Here is a 25,089-nt window from a genome sequence, read left to right as displayed (position 1 = left end):
AGTTTCCGACTGTTTCCCGTTTCCACCCATAGGTGATCATGGTGGCCCAAGGCGCCATGCGGCCGGCGATGCCTCTTCGGTCATCCGCACCGCAGCATAGGCTGTTACACGCTTTACCATCGCCACGAAAAGATACTTAGACGGGATCTACAGATTTTCCGCGGCGTCCTTCATCACATCGCGACGCCTTCGGTGGGCGCCGCGGACCGTCTTCACTGCGTCGAACGAGTCATCCTGAACGCACCTCGGGACGCCGCTTGTCGGGGGCGCTCGACTCGATCCCAAGTGGTCCGGGGCGGGTGCTGAGGGGGCGGCGGACCGGCAGCTGTGGTGACGGGCTAACCGGTGGGTAGGACTGGGAAGAAGATGTGTCGCAGGCCGCTGCCGACGTGGGCGTATGCCCCCGGCGCGCGCGGCGCCGGCCGGCCCTGCCGCCATCCTCGGCTTTGTTGCCGCCCGCCGAGCCGGTACGGCGGGCGGGTGAGCCGGGCCGGGTGGGGCGCAGGAGGTGGAGAACGGCGGGCAGGAGCGTCGCCCGCAGCACGAACGCGTCGATGGCCATGCCGGTCGCGAGGCCGCATCCGATGACCTTCATGGTGCGGGAGGGCTGCGCGGCGATCGCCATGAAGAGGAACAGCATCACGAGGTTCATGGTCAGCATGACGTGACCGACGTCGGCGTGGCCGCGCCGGATGGGGGTGGTGTCGGTGCGGTGGCGCCGGATCGGGCCCGGCGTGCCGCCGCGACGTCCACGGAGCCGGGAACCGGCGGATCGGCGGCGGACGGGCCCGGTGTCGGCACGCCGACGCCGCCGTGCGCGCCGTGTCCCGCCGGTGTTCCGCGTACTCTCCGTGCCCTCCGCGCTCTGCGTATCCCCCGTGCCCTCCGTGCCCTCCGCGTCCCGCGTGGGCGGTTCGTTCCCGGCGCGGTCGGCGGGTTCCATGAGCCGGACGAGAAGGCTGAGGTTCAGGCCCGGCAACAAGCCGAACACGGCGACCAGCACGAGTACCAGCATGGACGGCTCCACCGGCCCGGTCTCCAGCCCCAGCGCCGTGGTGAGCAGGTCGGTCTGGAACAGGATGGCGAGGACGCCGGCCGCCGCGAGCACGGCGAGCACGCTGGTCACCGCCAGCGCGGCCGCGATCTCCACCGAGCGCAGGATCAGCAGGCCGAGGACCCCGACCACGAGCAGGATCACCAGCAGGAACAGCGTCGTCGCGCCGCGGAAGTCCGCCGCCATGTCGACGAACAGTGCCGTGGAGCCGCCGATGTACACCCGGGAGCCGGTGCCGGCCACGGCGCGCGGGATGACGTCGTCGCGCAGCCGGTGCAGCAGCTCGACGGCCGCCGGCGATCGCGGGCCCTCCCGCGGCGCGATCCGGATCACGGCGAGCCCGGCGTCGGCCTTTTCCAGGTTGACAGCCGCTTTGACCACGCCGGGGGTCTTCGCGATGGCGCTCACCACGTCCGCCACGGGCACGGCGGACGGCCCGTCGCCCCGCTCGACCGCGACGAGCATCGGGCCGTTCAGCCCGGGGAAGAAGTCGGCGCTGAGCAGGTCGTAGGCCCGCCGGGTACTCAGGGACGTCGACTCGGCCCCGTCGTCGGCGCCGCCGAGGTCGAGGGTCACGGCGGGGACGGCGAGCAGGACCAACCCGAGGCCGGCGGCGAGCGCCATGGCGGCCGGGCGGCGGTCCACCTGCCGGGCCCACCAGGCCCGCAGCCCCGGGCGGTGCGGCAGGCCACGGCCGCTGGTCGTCAGGTGCTGGCGTTCGGTCCAGCCGAGCAGCCGCGGGCCGCTCAGCGCCAGCAGCGCGGGCAGCAGGGTGAGGATCACCAGGCCGGTCGCCGCCCCCGCGGCGGCGGGGCCCAGCGCGACGCCGTCGAAGAAGCTGAGCCCCAGCAGTGCCACCCCGTCCATCGCGAGGGTGACACAGAAGCCACCGTAGGCGACGGCGGATCCGGCGCGGGCGGTGGCCTGGGCCGCGGCCTCGACCGGGCCGACTCCCTCGCGCAGCGCGGACTGGGCCCGGTGCACGACGACGACGGCGCCGCCGAGGCTGGTGCCGGCCGCGACGACGGCCGCGAGCAGCGGAGCGAAGGCGGTGGTCGTGATCGTGTGGGAGATCAGGACGATGGCGCCGAGGGCGGCCACCGTCGCCACCGCGGACGTCGCGGCGCAGACGGCGACCGCGCCGCGGGAGCGCAGGGTCACGCCGAGCAGTAGCAGGGCGGCGACGAGCGCGATGATGATCGGTCGTGGTGAGATCGTGGTCGCGCTCAGCGCGGTCGCGCCCGGGCCGGCGGCCTCGACCTGGAGGTCCGGCCCGTCGTAGGCCCGCGCCGTGTCGATGAGGCGCCGCGCGGCGGCCCGGTCCGGGTTCAGCGCCGAACCCTTCATGATCACGGATGTGACCGCGGTGCGCCGGTTCGCGCTGATCGGCTCGACGCCGAGGACGACCGCGCCGGCCGGGTTGAACGGGTCGATGACCCCGCCCACCTTGGGCAGCTTGCCGAGCTCCGTCGCCATCGCGGCGATCTGCTCGCGAACCAGCGGGTCGTCGACCGTCCCGCGGCGGGCGTGCAACACGATCGACTCGGTGTCCGGGAGACCACCGCCGGGCACGACCTCGCCGACGAGATCCATGGCCCGCGCGGAGTCCGTCCCGGGGACGGCGACGTCGGTGTTGAAGCGCGCGCCGGAGTCCCGCACAAAGACGAGAAGCGTCGCCAGGCCGGCCACCCACAGGGCGACGACGATCCAGCGATGTCGCGCGCACATGGCCGCGAAAGCCCTGACACCATCACCCGCGAGATCCGACTTTCCGCTCATTTTGGACAAGTTAGACCTAAGTGGTGGTCCAGGTCGAGGCCTTCCAGACCGTCCGTCGCCAAACAAGGTCGAGCACGCCCTAAACGGGCTTAAGCACGCCCAAGACGTTTGAAGCAGGCCGAAGGCCACCTAAGCGGGCTAACCAGGGTTGACTCGATCGGGGAATCCGACATCCATGGAGACGCTGCGTCGACCTTCGACGGCTGGGGCCTGTCATCAACATGCCTCACAGGACTTCTGGTCGAGTCTCGGACGCCGGCGGCCTACCATCGGCTGGTGAACCCGCGGTGCACGACCACGCTGCCAGCTCCCGGTAACGCGAGCGGCGACAAGGCTCCCGTCGCCGGCCACCCTCACTTCGGAGGAGGGGCGGTGAACGGCGACGGCCTTCCACCCGCGGTCGCCGCGCTGCCGACACCGGGGACCGACTGATGGGGCTCTTCCGCCGCCGCTCCTCCTCGGACCGCGGCCGCCCCAGCACCGAACACGGCCGCCCCACCACCGAACGCGGCCGCGCGGTCGCCGAGCTCGGCCGGGGGCAGGCCCCGGTGGCCCCGAGCCGCAGCGCGCGGACCCTGAGCCGGATGTTCGGCGTCTCCTGCGCCGAATGCCGCCTCGGACCGGCCTCGTTCACCCAGATCGCCGCGGAGGCGTACTCGTGGGCCAGCACCCACGACCAGCTCCATCACCCGGCCAGATCCTCCGCGCAGGTCATCAGCCGCCGCTGACACCACCCACCGGCGTCCTGGCGCCCGTAGACGTTCACGCCCGCCGGCCGTCCCCCGGCGGGCGGCATCTCGACGGCCACCCCAGTACCCCCTGCCCGTGAAGCCACCAAGTGGACCCGAAGGTTCGCTTGACTTAGGATGCCCCCGAGCAAGCGGACCTTAGGGTCCACTTCTACGGCGGAAGCGCGGGGTGCGGGGATGCGGAGCAGACAGGCGCGGCCGGAGACGCCGACCGGCGGCGGGGCGCTGGCCGTGCTCGCGCTGGCGTCGGCGGCGTTCTCGCTGGCACAGACCGCCATCGTGCCGGGTCTGGGCGCCCTGACCGAAGCGCTGCACACGACCTCCGAGAACATCTCGTGGGTCCTCAGCGCCTACCTGGTCTCGGCCGCGATCCTCACACCGATCGTCGGCCGGCTCGGTGACATGTTCGGCAAGCGGCGGATGCTGGTCGTCGCCCTCGCGGCCTTCGCCGTCGGCAACGCGCTGGCGGCGCTGGCACCGAACGTCTGGCTGCTGATCCTGGCGCGGGTGGTGCAGGGGGCGGGCGGCGGCATCTTCCCACTGTGCTTCGGCCTCATCAACGACACGTTCAGCGCGGAGCGCCGGCCCGGCGCGCTCGGGCTGGTCTCGGCGATCTCGGGAATCGGCGCCGGCGGCGGCCTGATCATGGGCGGTCTCCTGGTCGACCACGCCTCGTGGGAGTGGGTCTTCTGGGCTGGGGCGATCATGTCCGGGGGCGCGGCCCTCGGCGCACTGCGGCTGCGGGACTCCGCCGGGCGCACCCCCGGGCGGATCGACCTACCCGGCGCGGTCCTGCTCGCGCTCGGGCTCACCGCTCCACTCATCGCGATCACCAGGACGACATCGTGGGGGTGGGGCAGTCCGCGCACGCTGGGCATGATCGCGGCGGGGCTGGTCGTCCTGGTGTTCTTCGGATGGTACGAGCGCAGGGTCGCCGAACCTCTGGTCGACATGCGGCTGCTCGGCCGCCCGGAGGTCATGGCTACGAACTTCGCGACGGCGCTGGTCGGCTTCGGGACGTTCGGTGCGTTCGTGCTGATCCCGCGGCTCTCGCAGACCCCCGAGTCCTCGGGCTACGGGTTCGGGCTGGACGCCACCGGGGCCGGTCTGCTCCTGCTGCCGGCGTGCGGGGCGATGCTCGTGACAGCCGGGGTCTCGGGGCGGCTGGCCCTCCGCGTCGACTCGCGAGACGCGCTCATCACCGGATTCCTGATCTCCGCCACCGGCCTGACCGCGCTCGCCTTCGAACACAGCTCAGAAGGCGTGGTGATCGCGCTGTCGGTGGTCCTCTTCGGCGGCATCGGCATGATCATGGCGGCCGTGCCGAACATCATCGTGCGCGCGGTGCCGCCCGCGATGACCGGGCAGGCGACCGGGGTCAACACGCTCGTGCGCTCCGTGGGCTCCGCTGTGGGCTCCCAGGTCGCGGCGACCCTGCTGGCCGCGAACGTCACCGCGACGCACCCGCTGCCGACCGACGGGGCCTTCACCCTGGCCTTCCTGCTGGGCGGCGGCGGGGCGGTGTCCGCGGCGGTGTCCGCCGTGTTCATCCCACGGCGGTCCGGGGGCGGCGCCCCTGCCGCTTCATCGGCCCCTGCCACTCCGTCGGCGCCGCCGGTGGCGGCGATCGCAACGGCAGCGGCAACGGTGACGGCAACCGCGACGGTGACGGCCGCGACCCCGGCCACAACCACAACCACAACCCCGTCACCGGCCCCGGCCGCGGCCCCGGCCCCGGCCCCCGGCGCATCAGTCACCCGCACCGTCGGTGATCAGGCAGACTGACAGCCATGTCCTCCCCGTCCGGCGACACGGCGGAACGCGGGTGCCCCGACTGGTCCGAGCGCCGCGCGGACGCCCGGCGCAACCACGAGCAGATCATCGCGGCGGCCATCGCGGTGTTCGCGGAGAAGGGCCTCAGTGCCACCGTGCCCGAGGTCGCGGCCCGGGCGGGCGTGGGCAAGGCGACGGTCTACCGCAGCTACCCCACCAAGGCCGACCTGATCAGGGCCGTCGCCGAGCACCAGGTCCGCTGGGTGGAGGCTCGGCTGGCCGCCGCCGCCGAGGAGAGCGACCCCTACGCGGCGCTGTGCGGCTTCCTCTACGACGTCTCCGAACGGCTGGCCGACGACCAGGTGCTCCTGGCCGAGGTCCTGCCCAAGAAGGATTCCCGGACGGCGGAGGCGCCTGTCAGCAGGGTGCTCGCCGGCATCGTCGACGCCGCCCGCGAGCAGGGCACGCTGCGCTCCGACGTCACCGCCCTGGACGTCCGCATCCTGGTCGGGGGCTATGCGCGCGTCCTGTCCGATCTCGGGATCCGGGACCCGAAGGAGTGGCGCCGTTACGCGGGCCTGGTCATGGCCGCCCTGCGCCCGTGACCAGCCAGCCCCTGGGCTGAGAAGTGTGGCGGGCGAGTGACACCCAGGGCTCACTCACCCGCCACAGCTCGCCGGGCCGGGCCAGGAGTCAGGGCTGGAGGGTGATCTTGATCCAGCCTTCGTCCCGGTGGTCGAAGTGGGCGTAGGCGTCGGGTGCGTCGGCCAGCGGCAGCTGATGGGACATGACGCAGGACGGCTGCGCCCGGCCGGTGATGATGAGATCGCGCAGAAACCGGTTGTACCGTTTCACGTTGGCCGGCCCGCTGCCCATCCGCAGCCCCTTCGCGAAGAAGGCTCCCATGTCGAACGGGAGTCGGCCGCGGGCGCCGCTCTCGTCGGCGGCACCGGGATCGCGGGTGGGGTACACGCCGAGGACACCGATCGAGCCCGTCCAGCGCACGCAGTCGACGAGCTGGTTCAGGACGAGGCCGGCCTGCTCCTCGCCGGACGCCGTCCTGGCCTGGTAGCCGACGGCGTCGATGCCGCAGTCGGCGCCGCGGTCACGGGTCTCCTCCCGCACCCGTTCCGCGACGTCCTCGGTGGACGAGTCGATCCCGGTGGCGCCGATCCGCTCGCACAGGCGGAGCCGGGAGGGCACGGGATCGACCACCAGCACGGTGGCCGCGCCGCACAGGGCGGCCGAGTACGCCGCCAGCAGGCCGACCGGCCCGGCGCCGAACACGACGACCGTGTTCCCGGCCTGGACGTCGGCCAGCTCGGTGCCGTGGAAGCCCGTGGGGAAGACGTCGGAGAGGGTCGCGAAGTCGAGCTCCTGGTCGTCGCCCGGCGGCAGCCGCAGCAGGTTGAAGTCGGCGAACGGCACCCGGAGGTACTCGGCCTGCCCGCCGGGGTAGGGGCCCATGCCCGGGCAGCCGTAGGCCGCTCCGGCCCGGTGCGGGTCGGGGTTGGTGCGCAGGCAGAACTCGGTCCGGCCCCGCTCGCAGTTCGCGCACGTCCCGCAGGAGACGGTGCAGGGAACAGAGACCCGGTCGCCGAGCTGGACACGGCTCACCGCCGACCCGCGGTCGACGACCGTGCCCATGTTCTCGTGGCCGAGGACCGTGCCGGGCCGCGCGCTGGTACGTCCCTCGTACACGTGCAGATCGGAACCGCAGATGCTCGTCGAGGAGACGCGCACGATCGCGTCCTGCGGATGCTCGACGCGCGGGTCGGGGACGTCCGCCACGGCCACCTGGAACGGTTTCCGGTAGACGACTGCGCGCATGGCGCTCACCTTCCCCGCTGGGGTTGCCGCAGCAGCCGCTCGAGCTCGTCGATCCGGTCGAGCAGGTCGAGCACGACCCCGGTGGCGGTGTAGGTGATCCCGAGGTCGCGGCGCAGCCGTTCGATACGCCCGACGCGCGCCAGCGCGCCCGCCGCGAGCACGACACCGCGGCCACCGACGCCGGGGCCGGGCCCGGCGTCGAGCAGGCCGAGCGTCACCAGCCTGTGGACGAGGTCGGGGTGCAGCTGGGCGGCGGCGCAGAAGGACTCCAGGTCCAGCTCGCGGTCCCGCGGGCGGGTGCGGACGAGCGTCATGGTCATGACCGCTCCCTGGGGTTGAAGGACGAGACCCGGGCGAGTTCGCGGAACAGCTCGGTCTCCCGTTCCGCGGGGTCGGGCGGCACCATGATCCGCGCGTGCGCGTACAGGTCGCCGGCCGCGCCACCGGGACCGCCACCACCGCCAGCGGCGCCGGCGCTGCCACCCGTGGCCTCCCGGGCCGCGTCCCGACCCGCGTCCCGACCCGCGTCCCGGCCAGGCGCCGGCAGGCCCCGGCCGCGCAGGCGGAGCCGGCGGCCGCTGGAGGTGGCCGGCGGGACGGTGACCGTCACCCGCTCACCGGCCGGTGTGTCCAGCCCGGCCGCCGTTCCCAGGGCGGCTTCCCACGGGGCGAGCGGCAGGTCGGTGTGGACGTCGCGGCCCTCGACCCGGAACCGCGGGTCGGGAGCCAGGCGCACCACGAGGTAGAGGTCGCCGGGGCTTCCGCCGTCCCGGCCGCGCCCACCCTGCCCGGCGAGGCGCAGCCGCTGGCCGTCACGAACGCCGGCCGGGACGGCCACGTCGACCTCCCGGAGGCCGCGTGGCCCGGGCAGCGTGATCCGTCGCCGCGCGCCGCGGTAGGCCTCGGCGAGCAGGATCTCGATCTCCGCCTCCTGGTCGGCGCCGGGCACCGGGCCCACCCGGCCGCGCCGGCGGGCGAACCCGCGGACCCCGCCGAACAGGTCCTCGAAGTCGAAGCCCTGGAACCCCTCGAAGCCGAAGCCCCCGCCGCGCCCGGCGGTCCCGGCGGTCCCGGCGGCGCCGGCGCCCGGCCCGGCACCTGGCCCGAAGCCGCCCCGTGGGGCGTCCGCCCAGCGTTCGGCGCCCTCCGGCACCCGGCGGAAATCGCGGCCGAACCGGTCGTAGCGTGCGCGGGTGTCCGGGTCGGACAGCACGTCGTACGCCTCGGAGAGGTCCTTGAACCGCTCCTCGGCGGACGGGTCGGAATTGATGTCCGGGTGGTACCTGCGGGCGAGCTTGCGGTACGCACGCTGGATGGCGTCGGTGTCGGCGTCACGCGGCACGCCGAGCAGCTCGTAGAAGTCCGGGCTCGCGCGTCCCGTCGTCCCGGCGCTCATGTCGCCGTCCGCGGGCCGGCGCTCACCGCTACCGACGCCGGCCGCAGCACCCGCCCGCCGGCCTCGAGGCCGGGGCGCAGGACCTCGACGACGGTGCCCGCCGGGGGCGGCTGCGGCGTCGAGGCGCTGTCGACGACGGCGCCGACCTCGTGCCGGGCCGGGTCGAAGGGGCCGGTCTCGTCGTCGAGCCGGGCGACGCCGGAGATCCGCAGCGCGTCGAGCGCGAGCTGGCGCACCCCGCGCACGCCGTCGATGAGGGAGTCGGGGTCGGCGTCCGCGTGGGCGAGGGCCAGCTCCAGATGGTCGAGCACCGGCAGCCAGGCGAGGACGACGCGGTCCCGCTCGGCCGCCGTGGCGGCGCTGATCTCCCGTCCGGTCCGGCGGCGGTAGTTGTCGAAGTCGGCCAGCGTCCGCAGATGTCTGGCCTGCGACTCCTCCAGCTCGGCCGCCAGGTCCGCGCCGGTGGGGTGGTCAGTCATCATCGCGGGTGGTGAACTCGGCGTCGATCACATCGTCCCCGCCGGTGCCGTGCCCGCCGGCTCCCGAACCGGTGCCACCCGCGCCCGAACCGGTGCCACCCGCGCCCGGCCCGGCGCCACCCGCGCCGCCGGTACCCGGCCCGGCCGCCGCGGAACGTCCACCGCCGCCCGGCGCGGCCGCCGACTCACGCGTGCCGGGGGCGGGCAGCGCGTACAGCACCTGCTGGAGATCGTTGACGATCGGGCGGACCCGGTCCGCGCCGGCGTTCTCCGCCAGGGCCCGGCGGGCGTGGGCGACGAGCTGCTCGGCGCGGGCCCGCTCGTGCGCCGGAACGTCGTCGCCGAACTCGGACAGCCGACGCTGGACCTGGTAGGCGATCGTGTCGAGCTGGTTCTGGGCGTCGGCGTTCTCTCGCAGCCGGGTGTCCTCAGCGCGGTTACGCTCGGCGTCGGCCACCATCCGCTCGATCTCGTTCGCGGGCAGATTGGTGTTGTCCGAGATGGTGATGCGCTGCTCGGCGCCGGTGTCGGTGTCGCGCGCGGTGACGTTCAGGATGCCGTTGGCGTCGATGTCGTAGGTGACGTCCACCTTGGCCTGCCCGCGTGGCGCGGGCCGGATGCCCTCCAGCCGGAACCGGCCGAGGGTCCGGTTGTCCGCGGCCATCTCACGCTCGCCCTGCAGGACCACGATGTCCACCGCGGACTGGTCGTCCTCCGCGGTGGAGAACGTCTCGCTGCGCCGGGCGGGGATCGTCGTGTTGCGCTCGATCACCTTCGTGCTGACGCCACCGAGGGTCTCCACCCCGAGGGAGAGCGGGGTGACGTCGAGCAGCAGCACGTCGGAGACCTCGCCCTTGAGGACCGCGGCCTGGATGGCGGCGCCGACGGCGACGACCTCGTCCGGGTTGACGGTCATGTTCGGGTCCCTGCCGCCGGTGAGCCGGCGCACCGCGGCCTGCACCGCGGGCATCCGGGTGGCACCGCCGACCAGGATGACCTCGTCGACGTCCGGTTCGGCGATCTTCGCGTCGGCCATCGCCCGCCGCACCGCCGGCATGCACCGCTCGAGCAGGTCGGACGTGTTCATTTCGAACTGTGACCGGGTTACCGTGGTGTTGAGATGCTTCGGGCCGTTCGAGTCGGCGGTGATGAACGGCAGGTTGACCTGGGTCTGACTCACCGAGGAAAGCTCGATCTTGGCTTTCTCCGCGGCCTCGAACAACCGCTGCAACGCCTGCGGATCGTCACGTAGGTCGATGCCGTTCTGGTTCTTGAAGTCGTCGGCGAGGAAGTCGACCAGGCGGCGGTCCCAGTCGTTTCCGCCCAGGTGGGTGTCACCGGCGGTCGCCCGCACCTCGACAATCCCGTCGCCGACGTCGAGAACGGACACGTCGAACGTTCCGCCACCGAGGTCGAAAACCAGGACGGTCTCGTGCGAGCGCTTGTCCATCCCGTAGGCGAGCGCCGCGGCGGTCGGCTCGTTGATGATCCGCAGCACCTCCAGGCCGGCGATCCGGCCGGCGTCCTTGGTCGCCTGGCGCTGGGCGTCGTTGAAGTAGGCCGGGACGGTGATCACGGCCTCGGTGATCTTCTCCCCCAGGAAGCGGGCCGCGTCGTCGACGAGCTTGCGCAGCACCATCGCGGAGATCTCCTCGGGCGCGTACTGCCGCCCGCGCACCGTGATCCGCACGGCGTCGTCCTTGCCCGGAGTGAGATCGAATGTGACCGTCCGCAGCTCGCTGGCAACCTCGCTGTGGCGACGTCCGACGAAGCGCTTGACCGAGGTGATCGTGCCCTTGGGGTTCAGGATCGACTGCCGTCGGGCCAGCTCCCCCACCAGCCGCTCGCCACCCTCGGTGAACGCGACCACCGACGGCGTCGTGCGCGAGCCCTCGGCGTTGGGGATGACCGTCGGCTGGCCGCCCTCGACGACCGCGATGACCGAATTGGTCGTCCCCAGGTCTATTCCAACTGCCTTTCCCACGATGTCCTCCCGGTGGGAGCTCTTCCGGCAAATAGGTGGCGGGGACGCGGCGAAGTACCTTCGGCTACACAAAGCACTTTCGACTAACGGTAGGACCAGCCCGACGGACCTCGCAACACCACGTACCGGGCCGGGAGATCAGAAATGGTTGCCCGAACAGGAGATCAGAAATGGCCGCCTGAACAGGTCACGGCCGGGCGGCTTGCCGACCGGGCGGACCCCGCCGACGATTGACGGGTAGGCCGCCCAGGAACATGAGTAATGGCCAGGGAGTGAATCATGACCAACCCCGTGCGCGCAGGATCCGGCCGCCAGGTACCGACCATCCGATGGGATCCGCTCCGCGAGATCGAGGACGCCTGGACCCGCATGGGCAGCCTGCTCGGCGACGTCACCGGCGGCGGCGAACGGCGGCCCTACGGCGTGCTGGCCGGCCTGGCGCCGGCGGTGGACGTCGAGGAGACCGCCGACGAGTTCGTCGTGGAGCTCGAGCTGCCCGGGGCCCGGGCCGAGGATCTCTCGATCGACCTCCGGGACAGCGAGCTGTTCGTCACCGGAGAGATCAGGGAACGGGAGCGCCGCGGCACGCTGCGCCGCCAGACCCGCCGGGTGGGGCAGTTCGAGCACGTCATCCTGCTGCCCGGCGAGGTGGACCCGGACGAGGTGAACGCCAGCCTCGACGACGGCCTGTTGACCGTCCGGCTGGCGAAGGCCCGCCGCAGCCAGCCCCGCCGTATCGAGATCTCCGCGCCGTCGGCCGAGCCGGGCCGCACCATCGACAGCTCGGCCAGCTCGGCCGGCGAACTCTCCCAGGACGACTCCGAAGATTCGGACTCCCCGCAGGCTGACTCCGCGCGAGCGGACTCCCCGCGAACGGACTCCGCTAAGGCTGGTTCCGTGCGGGCCGGGTCCTCGCGGGGCGGCCGCTCGGGAGCCGGGTCGAAGGGAGCCGAGTCCAAGGGAGGCGGCGGGAAGGCGCGGCGGGCCGAGGAGTCCGGCGGCGGCCTGCCGGACGCTCCGACGCCCTTCGGGCAGAGCTCCTTCGGAGCCGCCGACTCATCCGGCACCGGCTGACCGAGCGCCGTGTCGCATCCGGCGCCGCCCGCGGCCGATGCCCCGCTCGGCGACGACATCGTGCGCGCCTACTTCCAGCGCCGGGCGATGCCGGTCGGCCTGGACGCCGGGTTCTGGATGATCGGCTCCCGGTTCAGCCCGGACAGCCGCCGGCTGCGCGAGTTCGCCTGCCGCAACCGGCTGCCGTACCGCTTCGTCGACCTGGAACAGGACCGGGACGGCGAGCGGATGCTGCGCGCCGCCGGCGTGCCGCCCGGCGACACCCCGTTGGTGATCTGGTTCGGCGGGCTGGTGCTACGCAACCCGAGCAACTCCGAGCTGGCCCGGGCCCTGGGCCTGCCGGCGGCGCGGCCGGGAGCCCCCATCCGGGACGTGCTGGTCGTCGGGGCCGGGCCCGCCGGGCTCGCGGCCGCGGTCCACGCGGCCGCGGAGGGGCTGACCACCACGGTCCTCGACGCGGTCGGGACGGGCGGGCAGGCCGGCGACTCGTCCCGCGTCGAGAACCACCTCGGGTTCCCGGACGGGATCTCCGGCCGGGAGCTCGCCGACCGGGCCGTCGTCCAGGCGAACAGGCTTGGGGCGGAGATCAGCGTCCCCGCCACGGCCCTCGCCCTGCGGCCGGACGGCGATCTGCACGTCGTCCGCTACGACCCTGGCGGGCTGCCCCGCGAGATCGTCAGCCGGACGGTGGTGATCGCCACCGGCGCCCGGTACAACGGTCTCGACATCGCGGGCACCGATGCCACGGGCACGGATCCCACGGGTGCCGATCTCACGGGTGCCGATCTCACGGGTATCGAGCGGTTCGAGCGCGCCGGCGTCCACTATGCGGCGACCCTCGTGGAGGCCCGGCTGTGCGGTGGACGTCCGGTCGCGGTCGTCGGCGGCGGCGACTCGGCGGGGCAGGCCACCCTCCTGCTCGCCGACGTGGCCACCGAGGTCTACCTGGTGGTGCGGGAGGACGAGCCGGGTGAGCGCATGTCCCGCTACCTGGTCGACCGGATCAGCCGTCATCCCCGGGTCGTCGTCCTGGCGCACACCGAGGTCGCGGGGGTCGTCGGGGACGGCACGTTGCGGGAGGTCGTCGTCCGGGAGAACCACTCCGGGGCGCGGGGCACGCTCCCTGCCCAGGCGCTGTTCATCCTCACCGGCGCGCGGCCGAACACCGGATGGCTCGCGGGCGCCGTCGCGCTCGACGCCGACGGTTTCGTCCTCACCGGCCACGACGCCGGACGGGCGACCGACCGAGACCCGCCACCCCAGGTGCTGGAGACCAGCAGGCCGGGTGTGTTCGCCGTCGGCGACGTCCGCGTCGGCGCCGTCCGGCGGGTCGCCTCAGCCGTCGCCGACGGCGCGACCGCCATCCGGCTCCTGCACGAGCACCTCGCGCGGACCGGGAGCCCGGTGTCCTGAGCAACGGCCGGGGATGATCCGACGCGGGTTGTGACCGCTGGTCGCGAAGGCCTGCACCAAATCATGATCCGGTTCATGGCGGCTCCGGTTCATGGCGGCCCCGTCTCGCACCCGCGAAGCGACGCCTCCGCTCGGACGGCGTAGTGCACGGCGGCGGCCCGGCGGGCCAGCCGGGCCGCCGCGGCGTAGTGCTCGGCCGCCCGCCGCGGATCGCGCTGCGCGGCGGCGACATCGCCGAGGTACATACACGGGCCGACGGGAGCGGGCAGGCGGGCACGGCCGTCAGATGCCCGTGGGGGGCTCCAGCACCGCGCGGGCGGCCTCCATCCAGTTCTGGCCGGAGAGTCGGCGGAACGCGCTGACGAGGGTGGCCCCGAGGTCGAAGTCCGGTGCGAGGAGCCACTGGGCGTTGAGGCCTTCCCAGATGGCCATGACCTGCCGCGCCACCTCCACCGGGTCGAGGCTCGGGTGCGCCTGGCCGCGCCGTTGGCGTTCGGCGACGAGGCCGGCGTAGGTCTCGACTGCGACCTGGCGGTGGCGGGCGAAGTAGTCCGCGGCCGGATGGCCGGGGGTCGCGGCAAGACCGGCGAGGGCGACGCGCAGCCGCAGCAGCGGTTCCCGCCGTGCCGCGGCCTGCGCATGCTCACCGAGGACGTCAAGGTCGAGTCCCGCGAGGCCGGCGGCCGGCCGCACGCCATCCCGCTCGGCCTGGAGCACCGTGAGTTCCTCGTCCCGCTCCAGCGCCGCGACCAGCAGGTGATCCCGGCTCGGGAAGTGGTAGAGCACCGTGGCCTCGCTGGTGCCGGCCCGCCTCGCGACCTCGGCGGTCGTCACCCCCGCGTGCCCCTTCTCCTCAACCAGGTCGAGGACGGCCTGGGCGATCTCCCGCCGACGCCCGGCCGTCCGCGCGTAGCGGCCGCGTGCGCGACCGGCCGTGGAAGCCATGCCCAGACGATACGCATCCCAACATTGAGTTCGAGCTAACTTTTGCTCCCCATCGACACGCCCTACCCCACCCACCGGCGAGTCTCGGCCTTGTTCGGGCCTTGTCTTTATGCTTTGCTCAATTTTTGTTGGGGGAAAGATCCTTTTCGCCGTGGCTGGTCCCGGATCCGAGGCGCCGCGGGGCGCGTAGGGAACGCCTGCCAGCCAACGGAGGACCTCGCCCATGTCCTGGTCGTCCGACCAGCGGCAGCACTTCCCAGCGCGCCCGGCCGGCTGGCGCTTTGGCGACATCGGCGGCGCCGGATCGAAGGGAACGCGGTGACAGCGTTGGCCAGGTACCTCGAAACCAGAGGCACACGGGCGGCACAGGCCCGACCGAAGACGACGGAAGACGACGGAGACTTACGAGGCTCCCGAGGGGACTCGGGCGCCGGTACGCGCCGGCGTCGCACCCGGCCGCTGCTGACGGGCTCCGCGATACTGCTGATCACCGGCGCGGTCTCGATGACGGCCTCCTGCTCGTCGTCATCGGACGACGCGGCGCCCGCCCCGCGACCGGTGTGGACCAACCTCGGGCACCCGTTGGACATCGACGCGGGGCCGCTCGTGGGCCCGTCCTGCGAGCCGGCCGCGCCGGACGGCCCCCTGATCGTGACCGGGTCGTGCGTCGACCCCGAGCTGACCCGGCCGTACGTCGATGTGGACGAGCGCCGGAAGGCCACCGATCCGGCGACGGACGTCACGGTGAGCTTTCGCTACGTCCACGGCGGGTTCCGGGACACGAAGGCCAAGTTCGCCTTCTACTTCCCGGATCGGTACGAGGGGCGCTTCTTCGAGTACACCTACCCCACGCTGGGGACCGAGGACGCCCTGCCGGGAACCATCGCCTTCGCCGTCACGAACGGCGCCTACGCCGTGGCCACCAACAACGCCGGTGGCCTGCCCGGAGCCGGTGAGCTCGGGGGGTACCGCGTCAACGCGGCGTCGGCGAAGTTCTCCCGCGTCGTCGCGGCGCGGGTGTACGGCGACTCCACCCGGCCGCGCGGGTACATCTACGGAGCCAGTGGCGGCGCGTACCAGACGATGGGCGCACTGGAGAAGACCGACGGCGTGTGGGACGGCGGAGTGCCCATGGTGCCCGGGACCGGGAACTCGATCCCCAGCAGCATGACCGTGGAACTGCTGGGGCTACGGGTGCTCCACGACAAGTTCCCCCAGATCGTCGACGCGATGGAGCCCGGCGGCAGCGGCGACCCCTATGCCGGCCTGAACAAGGAGCAGCAGGCGGTGCTCCGGGAGGCGACACGGCTTGGATTCCCGCTTCGTGGCTGGTGGAACTACGCGAACCTGGACGGCGGGGCGTTCTCCGCGGTGGGCGGGGGTGTCCGCATCCTCGACGCGAGCTACGTCGACGACTTCTGGACCAGACCGGGCTACGCGGGCACCGACCCGGCGTCGTCGGCCGGGACGGCTCGGGTCCGGTTCGAGGCCGACGTCACCGCACTCACCGGCGACCCGGCCAGCGGGCTGAGGCTCTCCGCCGCACCGACCGGTGACCTGACCGGCGCGGACATCGTCGTCCTCAGCGGTGCCGCCGCCGGCAGGACCGTCCCGCTGGGAGGCTCGGACGGTGACACCGTGACCTTCGGCGACAACGCGGACTCCGCGGTGACCGGCGCGATCAGGCCGGGCGACCGGGTACGCGTCGACAACTCGTGGTTCCTCGCGCTGCAGTACTACCAGCGCTACCAGGTCCCGTCGCGCGACCTGTACGGCTGGAACCAGTTCCGCGACGCGGGCGGCGCGCCGATCTATCCGCAGCGGCCGATCCTGGCCGGGCCGACGTTCACCCAGGCGGTGAGCGGCGGGGTTCCCACCGGGAAGTTCCACGGCAAGATGATCATGCTGGCGTCACTGATGGACGTCGAGGCGTTCCCCTGGCCCGCGGACTGGTACGCCAGGCAGGCGAAGGCCACGCTCGGATCGAAGCTGGACGACAGCTACCGCGTGTGGCTCATGGACAACGCCGGACACACCCAGCCGCTCAACCCGGCGGCCGAAACCCACCTCGTCAGCTACGACGGCGAACTCCAGCAGGCCCTGCTCCACCTCGACGAGTGGGTCGTGAACGGGACCGCGCCACCGGCCAGCACCGCGTACACCGTGGACGGCGACACGCAGCTGCACCCAGCGGCGACCGCCACGGAGCGCAGGGGCGTGCAGCCGACCGTCACCCTCGCCGTCAGCAGGGTCGGGACCCGGAACATCACCCCCGCCGCCCGCGCCGACGCGGCCACCGGCCAACCGGTCGCCCTCTCCGTACAGGCGGAGACACCGCCGGACGCCGGGAAGATCATCAGGGTGGAGTGGGACTTCGACGGCACCGGACGCTACCCGGAGCGCTCCGAACTCGACAGGATCGACCGTTCGGCCCGGCTGACCATCGCCCACACCTTCACCAGGCCCGGGACCTACTTCCCGGTCGTACGGGTGACCTCCGAGCGCAACGGCGACCCGAAGGCGCCCTACGGCCTCGTGCAGAACCTCGCCCGCGTCCGGGTCGTCGTCCGGTAACCGCATCGTCCGGTAGCCGCGCCGCCGGCGGCGCGGCTACCGGCGGCCGCTTCCCGACAGCCGTCGGCAGCGGGTCTCAGCCCGCTCCGACCGCGCCCGCCTCGGCGGACAGCACCCCCCGCCGGACGAACTCGCGGATGACCTCCTCGGCCACGGCCCGGGCGTCCGCGAGACGGGCCTGGGCGGCGCCGTGCTCGTCGCCGGCGGCGATGGCGTCGATGACGAGCTCGTGCGCCCGGACGACCTCGGCGTGGTCGCGCTGGTCGCTCTGGCGGGCCGTCCAGTCGAGGAAGTCACCGAAGCCGCGCAGGTCGGCGCGCAGCCGGGGGGTGCCGCCGGCCCGGTGCTGGAACAGGACCATCTCGGTGGTGAGCTCGTACCAGCGGGTGCGCGCCTCCGCCGGCGTGGCCCGCAGCTCGCCGAGGATGCGCTGCATCTCGGCGAGGACGCCCGGGTCACGGCCACGCGCGATCCGGGAGACCGTGACGCCGCTGAGCAGGCCGAAGACGTGGAAGTCGGCGCGCAGCGTACGGGCGTCGAAGTGCTCGACGAACGCGGCCCGGTGCACCTGGGTGGAGACGACGCCGTCCCGCTCGAGCAGTACCAGGGCCTCGCGGACGGGCGTGGGGCTGACGCCGAGGGTCGCGCTGATGCTCTCGACGTCGATGCGGTCGCCGGGGCGCAGCCGCCCGTCGAAGATCTGCCGGTGCACCCACTCGACCACGGCGCGGCTCGTCCTGGCTCGTTTCAAGGCATGTTCGGCCACGCCCTCATGGTCGCAGCCCCGGCGACTCACATGCTTGATCGTAGATTAAAAATTGGAAATTGCCAGTCATGCCGTAGTGAGTTACGTTCGGCTGGAGCGCCCGGACAGGTGGGGGCGCTTCGTCGACACCAGGAGGCACGCGGTGGTCAAGTTGGTCGAAGGCTTACGAGTAGTTGACGCCGACTCGCACATGACCGAGCGCCACGACCTGTTCACCGAGCGGGCCCCCAAGGGCTACGAGGACAAGGTCCCGCACGTCCAGCGGATCAACGGCCTGGACATGTGGGTCGTCGCCGGCAAGTCCTTCGGCCGCGCGGGCTCCGGTGGCACGATCGACCACGACGGCAAGAAGCACCCGTGGAAGGACTCCCAGGGCGGGGACTGGGGCATCGAGAGCGTCCACCCCGCGGCGTGGGACGCCGGCCGGCGGATCACCCTGATGGACGAGCTCGGCATCGACACCCAGGTGGTCTACCCGAACGCCATCGGCATCGGCGGCCAGAACCTGTTCAACGCGGTCGCCGACCCCACGATCGTCCGGCTCTGCGTGGAGCTCTACAACGACGCGATGGCGCAGGTCCAGGCGGAGTCGGGCGACCGGCTGCTCCCCATGCCGATCATGCCGGCGTGGGACATCGCGGCCTGCGTGCGCGAGGCCCAGCGCTGCGCGGAGATGGGCTACCGCGGGGTCAACATGACCGCCGACCCGCAGGACTCCGGCTCACCGGACCTGGGCGACCCGGCGTGGGACCCGTTCTGGGAGGTCTGTGCCGGGCTGAACCTGCCGGTGCACTTCCACATCGGCGCCAGCCAGACCTCGCTGTCCTACTTCGGCACGACCTACTGGCCGAGCCAGGACGACTACGTGAAGCCGGCGATCGGCGGCGCGTCGCTGTTCCAGAACAACTCCCGGGTACTGCTCAACAGCGCCTACTCCGGGATGTTCGACCGTCACCCCGACCTGAAGATGGTCTCCGTCGAAAGCGGGATCGGCTGGGTGCCGTTCATGCTCGAGGCGATGGACTACGAGCTCGAGGAGAACGCACCGGAGTACTTCCACAAGCTGCAGAAGCGGCCGTCGGAGTACTTCGCGTCGAACTGGTACGCGACCTTCTGGTTCGAGAAGGGCCGCGGCGACCTCCAGCACCTCGTCGACACCGTCGGCGAGGACAACATCATGTTCGAGACGGACTTCCCGCACCCGACCAGCCTGCACCCGAACCCGCTCGAGATGGTCGCCGAGCAGGTCGGCTCGCTGCGCCCGGAGACACAGCGCAAGGTCATGGGCGAGAACGCCACCAAGCTCTACCGCGTCTGAGGCCGTTCGGGCCCGGCCTGCCTCTCCGTGCCGGCCGGCCCGAAGCGCCCGCCGCCCGGTCATCCCAGCCGCGGTGATCCGCCAACCGTTCCGACGGCCAGCGAATCACCGCGGCTGGCCCGTTCTAGAGCGGCGGGCCCGCCTCGATTCTCCGCAGGGCGGCGGCGTACTCCCCGGGCGCCGGGCGGAAGCCCTCCAGCCACCAGGTCGCGCCGGCCGCCGCGATCGACTCGACCGTCTCCCGCGCCGCGCCCGGCTCATCCGGCCCGGTCCGCCCGGTGATCACCACGTCGAACACCTCGCCGCCGGCCCGCTGCCGACTGCCGGGTTCACTGCCGGCGCCCTGCCCGGCGGCGGCCCGGTACTCGCTGACGGTGGCGACGATCTCGGCCACCGCGGCAGCCGTCGGTTCCGCGGAACCGTCCCGCGGGTTGATGATCATCGGGGCGATGCCGTCCCACCGGGCCGCGCGACGCAGCGGAAGCCGGTTCGGCCAGTTGCAGCCGATCCAGACCGGCGGCCGCGGGCGCTGCACCGGGGTGGGCAGGAACGTGACGTCGGTGGCGGTCAGGTACTCGCCGCGGAAGTCCACGCGCTCCCCCGACCAGAGCCCCGCCAGCACCGCCAGGCCCTCGTCCAGCCGCAGCGCCACCTCCCGGGGCTCGACCGGTTCACCCCAGGTGCCGTACTCCGCCGGCAGCGTCCAGCCGAGCCCCGCGCCGAACACCAGCCGCCCCCCGGAGAGCCGGTCCAGCGACGTGGTCTGGCGGGCCAGCGACCCGGGACGCCGTCGCGCCACCGGGGTGACCAGCGGGCCGAACCTGATCCGCTCGGTCGCCAGCGCCACCGTGGTCAGCAGCACCCAGGGGTCGGCCACCTCCTGGGCGGGGCCGTAGGGGAAGACCACGTGGTCCCAGACGAAGAAGCCGTCCCACCCCGCGGTCTCGGCTCGCCGAGCCAGATCCATGACCCGGCGCGGATCCACGAATTCACCGAGATTGGGCACACAGATGCCGGAATGCACGTGGGGAGGCTACCCGGGGACCGGACTACCCGCAGCGTTGTTATCCAGTGACTGCCCGACCGCCCGTCCACTACGCAAGATCACGACTGCGGCCAGGGCAAATACGGCCGGTTAGCAGTGCCTCTGCGTGGCCTTGATCAGTCGACGGCTGGGGCTGGTCCGGCTCGCTGTTCTCGGGGCGTCCATGGATCTCATTGAGTCGACGCCCGGCTGTCCACCTGTCCGCAATGTTCCACAACCGCGCTGTTCCGTCGCCGCCGCGGATGGTGGCGGTCGGCCCGCGGGCGGCGCGGCGCCGGGCGCGCATGCTCCACGACAAGCACTTCGTACGATGGATAACCCATATGTCCTGGTAAGTACTACCTGTGAACCTCTTCCCCACGCACCGCATCGACTGCACCGTGGCCGGAGCGATGTACGCGCTGACCGCCGGAGTCAGGCGGCGCGGCGCACCGTCCGTGATCGGCCGGAGGGGCCACGGGCCACATCCAGACCTCGGCAGCCCCCGCGACCGCCCAGGCCCCGGCGCCGACGGCCTCCTGTGCCTGTCCGTGCGGTCCGCATTCCACCTGCTGCTGAGCGCCGCGCGCCTCCCGGCGGGCAGCGACGTCGCGATCTCCGCCGTCACCCACCCGGACATGATCAGGATCATCGAGCTGCACGGCCTGCGCCCCGTCCCCGTCGACATCGATCCGCTCACGCTCGCCGTCGACGAGGCGGCGCTCGACGCGGCGATCACCGATCGGACGCGCGCGCTCGTCGTCACCCACCTGTTCGGCGCGCGGTCCAGCCTCGACGCCGCCGCCCGGGCCGCCCGCGCGCACGGCCTGCTGCTCATCGAGGACTGCGCCCAGTCGATCCAGGGGCCGGCCGACCGCGGCGACCCGCGCGCCGACGTGTCCCTGTTCAGCTTCGGCCTGCTCAAGACCGCCACCGCGCTCGGCGGCGCCGTCGCCTGGACCCGCCGACCCGACCTCGCCGCCGACATGCGCGCCCGCCAGGAGCGGTGGCCCGCGCAGTCCCGGCGCGAGTACGCCAGACGGGCCGTCGTATGCGTCGTCGCGCTGGCGCTGTCCCGTCCCCGGCCCTACGGCCTGCTCTTCGGCGGTGCGCGACGGCGGGACCCGCAGGCACTGGTGCGCTCCCGGGTGCCACGGGACGAACGGGGGTTCACCGGCTGGCTGCAGCGCCGGCCCTGCCCGGCCCTCGCCCGCACGGTGACCCGGCGCCTGGCCCGGTTCCCCGCGAACCGGCTGCGACGGCGCGCCGCCGCCGGCGAGGCGCTCGCCGGCGCGCTGCCACCGGAGGTGTTCCGTCCCGGCGGTGCCGCGGAACACCACACCTACTGGCTGTTCCCCGTCATCGTCGACGACCCGGCCCGCGTGGTCGAGGCGCTGCGGGCGGCGGGCGTCGACGCGGCGCCGACCACCAGTCAGATAGGCGCCGTCGAACCCGCCCCACCGGGCGCTCGGCGAGTCCTGAACGGCCTGGTGTTCCTGCCTGCCTACCCGGAACTCCCCGCGCCGCGGCGGGACCGGTTCGTCGCCGCGCTCACCGCGGAACTCGGCGCGCACCCCGGCGCCCCGCGCTGAGACCGGCCGTCGCGGGCGCAGCCGTCGCGGACGCGGCCGGCCCGGTGTACGGGAAGGCCGTTCGGATCGCGCACCCGTTGACGCCCTTCCCTACAGTCGGGCCTGCCCGGACGGCCGCATGAGCCGCCGAGGCACGAAACACCCCGGCGGGCCGGCGCAGGCCGAAGCACGCCGGTCCGGTTGTCCGAGACCTGGAGGACGGAAATGCCGCTCAGCGGTGTGTCACACGTGAGCCTGACAGTGCGGGACCTGGACATCAGCTGCCGCTGGTACACCGAGATTCTCGACTGGAAGGAGCTGGTGCGGGGCCGCGGTGACACGACGTCCTTCGCCCACGGTGTTCTTCCCGGCGGCCTGAGCATCGTTCTGCGCGAACACGACGGCGGCGGCGCGGACCTGTTCGACGAGACCCGGCCCGGCCTCGACCACCTGTCCTTCTCCGTCGAGAGCATGACCGATCTCGACGTCCTCGAGGAAAGGCTGGCCAAGGCCGGGGCCGTGTTCGCCCCCACCCGGGAGCTTCCGTTCGGATGGATCCTCGCCTTCCGTGACGCCGACAACATCGCGCTGGAGGCCATGCTCGGCCGGTAGCCCACCGGGCCCGCCGGCCGAGCCCGTTTCACCGAGGCGGGCCGGCGGGTCAGACGATCCGGTCGTCCGTGGGAACTTCCACGAGGTACTTTTTGTCCAGCAGGTACTGGACCTGCAGGTTTCCCGTCGTCTGGTTGCACCGTGGCGACGCGGTCCCCCCCGGGACGAGCGAACACACGACCTGGTACTGCAGGCCGTTACCGGGCTGGTCGAACCACGGGCGGATCGCCCCGGAGAACACCCGGAACTCCCGGACCACCTGGTAGGTGTGGTAATTGCAGTCGCCCGGATCCGCGGCGTCGTCGAGGTTGGACGGCGGGATCGACCTGTTCTCGTAGTCCGTTCCCCGAGGTGAGAGGAAGCTGCCGCGCGGCAGGCCGAAACGGTCGATCCGCTGGCCCGGAACCAGCGAAACCTCGGTCCTGATCGGCGAGCCGTCCGGGTTGATGTAATAGCCGTCCGCCGGCGGGAAGATCCAGTTCCCCGGTATGGACGGGAACGGCGAGAAACTGGCGGACGGGTCCCACCAGGTACCCAGGAACTGATCGGTCGAATGGCCACCGGTCCGCGAGTATTCGTCGACCTCATCACCGACGTCGCCGAAGAACGGAAGCTTCGCCGGCCCCAGTCGGGGATCGTTCTGGTAGTCCGCCGCAGAACATTCATCGAAGGGCTGGATCTTCGGCGGTGAGATCGCGTCGGCGGCGGCCGGGGCCGTTGCGGAGCACAGCATCCCTCCGGCCGCCAGCGAGACCAGCGTCCTGCGGAAACGCACCTTTTCCTCCCGAAGTCCTGCGCCTGGCGCGGCGACTTCGAACGGTAATTAGCTGATCTTGACCTGGAGCGCGAGGTCGGATTGGAGCACTGCGTCGCGTGTCGCCACCTTCGGGCGGACAGCGCACGGCCCAGGCCTCCGAACGCGCCCCCGCGTGACCCCGTGGCCGGATACCGGCCTGCCGGATGCAGCGTGGCTCACGTCGCGTGAAGGACGTCGCACAGTGGCCGGCCGGGCCCGGGACGTAATCAGAGTGCTTCGCGCGGAGTCGGTACGGCTTCAGGGCCTGGGACGGCGAGCAGGTGCCAGGCCCTGGCACAACGAGAAGGAAGCAGGACGATGAGCAGGAAGATGTACAGCGCGCAGGAGATCAAGGAGTTCATCGAGGAGTTCCGGGCCAACGGCGGTCGGCCCGCCGGCAGGTTCGAGGGCGCCACCCTGCTGCTGCTGGACAGTGGTCCGGAGGCCGACGGGTCGCCGCACGTGAGCCCGCTGAACTTCTACGCCGAACGCGGCCGCTACTTCGTGTTCGCGGCCAACGACGGCGCGGACGAGGATCCGCACTGGCTGGAACAGCTGCGGGCGAACCCGAACGCCACGATCGAGGTCGACGGCCAGGTCCTCCGGGTCACGGCCACCGAGCTGCACGGTGCGGAGCGCAGCTCGATGTACGCCCGCCAGGCGCGGCGGTACCCGCAGTTCGAGGTGCTGCAGGAGGCGACGTCCAGGGTCATCCCCGTCGTCGAGCTCGTCCCCGCCGGCAACTCCTGACCGGTCCGTGATGCGGGAAGCCCGTGGCGGACCGCCACGGGCTTCGGGGGCGGCACGCGTTCCCCCGGGCTCGGTGTCGGCTTCGACTTCGTGGTGTTCGCGGTGTTCACCCACGGCTCGGCGGGGCCGGCAGCTCGACGGCGATCTCGACCCCGAGGCGGTGGCCGCCGGCGAGCCGCAGGTCGTCGCCGCTCCAGAACCGGCCCGGGTCGTACCAGTTCAGCCGCCGGCCCGGCTCCAGTAGCCCCATCGCCTCGTAGGTGAGCGCGACGACCTCGGCACAGTAGGCGGACTCCAGCCCACCCCCGGTCTCGACACCGGCACCGGATTCCGGGCCGGCGGCCGGCTCCGGGCCGGCGGCCGGCTCCGGGCCGGCGGCCGGCTCCGGGCCGGCGGCCGGCTCCGGGCCGGCGGCCGGCGTGGAATCCGGACCGGTCCGGGCCCGGCGGCGCCGGAACGTCCGCGGCGCCGGCAGCCGGCCCCCCAGCCACCGGGTGGCGAGCCGGGCCGTGGACGGGAACGGTGTGCCGTCCAGCCGGGCCACCGTGCGCAGGACGGCCTCCTCGGCCTCACGGCCCGCCGTCGGCTCGAGCTGGCGCAGCCAGGCCCGCTGGCCGTACCGCGCGCCCCACACGACGACGGCCTCGCGGAGGTCGTGCAGCTGCACTCCGCGGTGGTGGCTGCCGGACCAGACGTCACGAAGCGACCGACCGAGCTCCGCGTGCCACATCAGCGGCGGGAGGTCGTCGAGGACGACGGCCATCCCGACGTGGTTCACCGGGCTGTTCGTCGTCATCTGGATCGCCCGGTCGGCGGGACTCCGGCCACGGAAGATCCACACGTCACCGGTGCGGCTGAGCTCCACCGCCTGGTCGAGGGTCAGCGGACGTCCGCCCATGTCCCCCAGCGTAGGAGGTCGCGCCCGTCTCCGTAGCCTGGGCGGATGCAGAGGTGGAAACCGAGCTTCGGATCGGGCGCGGGCCGCTGGTGGAAGGTGCTGGGGCTGGCCGGCGTCGTCGGGGTCGCCGCCGGCGGGGCTGTGCTGGCACGCTCCGAGCGGACCCGCCGCGCCTACACCCCGGACGAGATCCGCGCCCGGCTCCTCGAGCGGCACGCGGAGGCGTCCGGCGACGCGCCCGGGACGCCCCCCGCGACCGATCCCCCGGCGGCGCCCTGACCGCGGCCGGACGGCCGGCGCCGGG

Annotated in this window: 23 protein-coding genes; 11 read left to right on the top strand and 12 right to left on the bottom strand. The window is 72.7% G+C overall.

The genetic code is table 11. The features are described from left to right. Positions 1-229 precede the first annotated feature (229 nt). Positions 230-2,782, bottom strand: coding sequence for an MMPL family transporter (locus MXD62_RS16015; RefSeq protein ID WP_248830085.1), 2,553 nt, complete (start codon positions 2,780-2,782; stop codon positions 230-232). A gap of 482 nt (positions 2,783-3,264) precedes the next feature. Here MXD62_RS16015 and MXD62_RS16010 point away from each other — a divergent pair, with 482 nt between their 5' ends. The 3 genes from MXD62_RS16010 (at position 3,265) to MXD62_RS16000 (ending at position 5,960) form a co-directional block, all read left to right on the top strand. Continuing rightward, complete coding sequence (locus MXD62_RS16010; protein ID WP_248830049.1) at positions 3,265-3,561, top strand: hypothetical protein; 297 nt, start codon at positions 3,265-3,267, stop codon at positions 3,559-3,561. Between the two features lie 198 nt (positions 3,562-3,759). Next, positions 3,760-5,367: an MFS transporter gene (locus MXD62_RS16005; RefSeq protein ID WP_248830048.1), complete on the top strand. Its 1,608-nt coding sequence runs from the start codon at positions 3,760-3,762 to the stop codon at positions 5,365-5,367. A 5-nt stretch (positions 5,368-5,372) separates the two neighbouring features. Continuing rightward, complete coding sequence (locus MXD62_RS16000) at positions 5,373-5,960, top strand: TetR/AcrR family transcriptional regulator (RefSeq protein ID WP_248830047.1); 588 nt, start codon at positions 5,373-5,375, stop codon at positions 5,958-5,960. An 88-nt stretch (positions 5,961-6,048) separates the two neighbouring features. Here the strand turns inward: MXD62_RS16000 and MXD62_RS15995 are convergent, their stop codons facing one another. Genes MXD62_RS15995 through dnaK form a run of 5 tightly spaced genes read right to left on the bottom strand, consistent with a single transcriptional unit; the run spans position 6,049 to position 11,044 of the window. After that, positions 6,049-7,185 (bottom strand): glutathione-independent formaldehyde dehydrogenase, encoded by a 1,137-nt coding sequence (locus MXD62_RS15995; RefSeq protein ID WP_248830046.1) that lies wholly within the window; start codon positions 7,183-7,185, stop codon positions 6,049-6,051. A 5-nt stretch (positions 7,186-7,190) separates the two neighbouring features. Continuing rightward, positions 7,191-7,505: a chaperone modulator CbpM gene (locus tag MXD62_RS15990; protein WP_248830045.1), complete on the bottom strand. Its 315-nt coding sequence runs from the start codon at positions 7,503-7,505 to the stop codon at positions 7,191-7,193. Next, positions 7,502-8,581: a DnaJ C-terminal domain-containing protein gene (locus MXD62_RS15985; protein ID WP_248830044.1), complete on the bottom strand. Its 1,080-nt coding sequence runs from the start codon at positions 8,579-8,581 to the stop codon at positions 7,502-7,504. Before MXD62_RS15985 ends, MXD62_RS15990 begins: the two co-directional genes overlap by 4 nt. After that, entirely contained in the window at positions 8,578-9,063 is a 486-nt protein-coding gene (locus MXD62_RS15980) for a nucleotide exchange factor GrpE (protein ID WP_248830043.1), read from the bottom strand. Before MXD62_RS15980 ends, MXD62_RS15985 begins: the two co-directional genes overlap by 4 nt. Beyond that, positions 9,053-11,044 carry a molecular chaperone DnaK gene (gene dnaK, locus MXD62_RS15975; RefSeq protein WP_248830042.1) on the bottom strand — a complete coding sequence of 664 codons (1,992 nt, stop codon included), beginning with the start codon at positions 11,042-11,044 and terminating at the stop codon, positions 9,053-9,055. The genes MXD62_RS15980 and dnaK overlap by 11 nt, the downstream gene beginning before the upstream one ends. A gap of 279 nt (positions 11,045-11,323) precedes the next feature. Between dnaK and MXD62_RS15970 the strand changes: the two genes are divergently transcribed. Next, the gene (locus MXD62_RS15970; RefSeq protein WP_248830041.1) at positions 11,324-12,118 is read left to right on the top strand and encodes an Hsp20/alpha crystallin family protein; all 795 of its coding nucleotides are present in this window, start codon (positions 11,324-11,326) and stop codon (positions 12,116-12,118) included. Positions 12,119-12,127: 9 nt separating this feature from the next. Beyond that, positions 12,128-13,531, top strand: a complete 1,404-nt coding sequence (locus MXD62_RS15965; protein WP_248830040.1) for an FAD-dependent oxidoreductase — start codon at positions 12,128-12,130, stop codon at positions 13,529-13,531. Between the two features lie 89 nt (positions 13,532-13,620). On the opposite strand, the gene MXD62_RS15960 is transcribed toward MXD62_RS15965, so the two are convergent. Beyond that, positions 13,621-13,776, bottom strand: a complete 156-nt coding sequence (locus MXD62_RS15960) for a hypothetical protein (protein WP_248830039.1) — start codon at positions 13,774-13,776, stop codon at positions 13,621-13,623. Between the two features lie 37 nt (positions 13,777-13,813). Further along, positions 13,814-14,476 carry a TetR/AcrR family transcriptional regulator gene (locus MXD62_RS15955; protein WP_248830038.1) on the bottom strand — a complete coding sequence of 221 codons (663 nt, stop codon included), beginning with the start codon at positions 14,474-14,476 and terminating at the stop codon, positions 13,814-13,816. A 504-nt stretch (positions 14,477-14,980) separates the two neighbouring features. On the opposite strand from MXD62_RS15955, the gene MXD62_RS15950 reads away from it, so the two are divergent. Next, positions 14,981-17,050, top strand: a complete 2,070-nt coding sequence (locus MXD62_RS15950; protein WP_248830037.1) for a PKD domain-containing protein — start codon at positions 14,981-14,983, stop codon at positions 17,048-17,050. Positions 17,051-17,126: 76 nt separating this feature from the next. Here MXD62_RS15950 and MXD62_RS15945 read toward each other — a convergent pair whose 3' ends face one another. After that, positions 17,127-17,774, bottom strand: a complete 648-nt coding sequence (locus MXD62_RS15945) for a GntR family transcriptional regulator (protein ID WP_248830084.1) — start codon at positions 17,772-17,774, stop codon at positions 17,127-17,129. Between the two features lie 184 nt (positions 17,775-17,958). On the opposite strand from MXD62_RS15945, the gene MXD62_RS15940 reads away from it, so the two are divergent. After that, positions 17,959-19,134: an amidohydrolase family protein gene (locus MXD62_RS15940; protein WP_248830036.1), complete on the top strand. Its 1,176-nt coding sequence runs from the start codon at positions 17,959-17,961 to the stop codon at positions 19,132-19,134. Positions 19,135-19,258: 124 nt separating this feature from the next. On the opposite strand, the gene MXD62_RS15935 is transcribed toward MXD62_RS15940, so the two are convergent. After that, positions 19,259-20,158 (bottom strand): LLM class flavin-dependent oxidoreductase, encoded by a 900-nt coding sequence (locus tag MXD62_RS15935; protein ID WP_248830035.1) that lies wholly within the window; start codon positions 20,156-20,158, stop codon positions 19,259-19,261. Between the two features lie 365 nt (positions 20,159-20,523). Here MXD62_RS15935 and MXD62_RS15930 point away from each other — a divergent pair, with 365 nt between their 5' ends. Together MXD62_RS15930 and MXD62_RS15925 are read left to right on the top strand one after the other, a co-directional pair. Further along, entirely contained in the window at positions 20,524-21,750 is a 1,227-nt protein-coding gene (locus tag MXD62_RS15930) for a DegT/DnrJ/EryC1/StrS family aminotransferase (RefSeq protein WP_248830034.1), read from the top strand. A gap of 204 nt (positions 21,751-21,954) precedes the next feature. Then, a complete protein-coding gene (locus MXD62_RS15925) occupies positions 21,955-22,341 on the top strand; it encodes a VOC family protein (protein WP_251081783.1) in 387 nt (128 codons plus the stop codon). Positions 22,342-22,390: 49 nt separating this feature from the next. Here the strand turns inward: MXD62_RS15925 and MXD62_RS15920 are convergent, their stop codons facing one another. Beyond that, positions 22,391-23,116, bottom strand: a complete 726-nt coding sequence (locus MXD62_RS15920; protein WP_248830032.1) for a TNT domain-containing protein — start codon at positions 23,114-23,116, stop codon at positions 22,391-22,393. Between the two features lie 339 nt (positions 23,117-23,455). Here MXD62_RS15920 and MXD62_RS15915 point away from each other — a divergent pair, with 339 nt between their 5' ends. Further along, positions 23,456-23,887 carry a nitroreductase/quinone reductase family protein gene (locus MXD62_RS15915; protein ID WP_248830031.1) on the top strand — a complete coding sequence of 144 codons (432 nt, stop codon included), beginning with the start codon at positions 23,456-23,458 and terminating at the stop codon, positions 23,885-23,887. Between the two features lie 106 nt (positions 23,888-23,993). Here the strand turns inward: MXD62_RS15915 and MXD62_RS15910 are convergent, their stop codons facing one another. Then, entirely contained in the window at positions 23,994-24,785 is a 792-nt protein-coding gene (locus tag MXD62_RS15910) for a hypothetical protein (RefSeq protein ID WP_248830030.1), read from the bottom strand. Positions 24,786-24,830: 45 nt separating this feature from the next. Between MXD62_RS15910 and MXD62_RS15905 the strand changes: the two genes are divergently transcribed. Beyond that, on the top strand, positions 24,831-25,064 hold the full coding sequence (locus tag MXD62_RS15905) for a hypothetical protein (protein ID WP_112108163.1): 234 nt from the start codon (positions 24,831-24,833) through the stop codon (positions 25,062-25,064). Positions 25,065-25,089 lie beyond the last annotated feature (25 nt).

The sequence above is a fragment of the Frankia sp. Mgl5 genome (assembly GCF_023242985.1).
GTDB lineage: Bacteria > Actinomycetota > Actinomycetes > Frankiales > Frankiaceae > Parafrankia > Parafrankia soli.
Note: the sequence above shows the minus strand (reverse complement) of the source record. Positions and strands in the feature narration are given on the sequence as shown.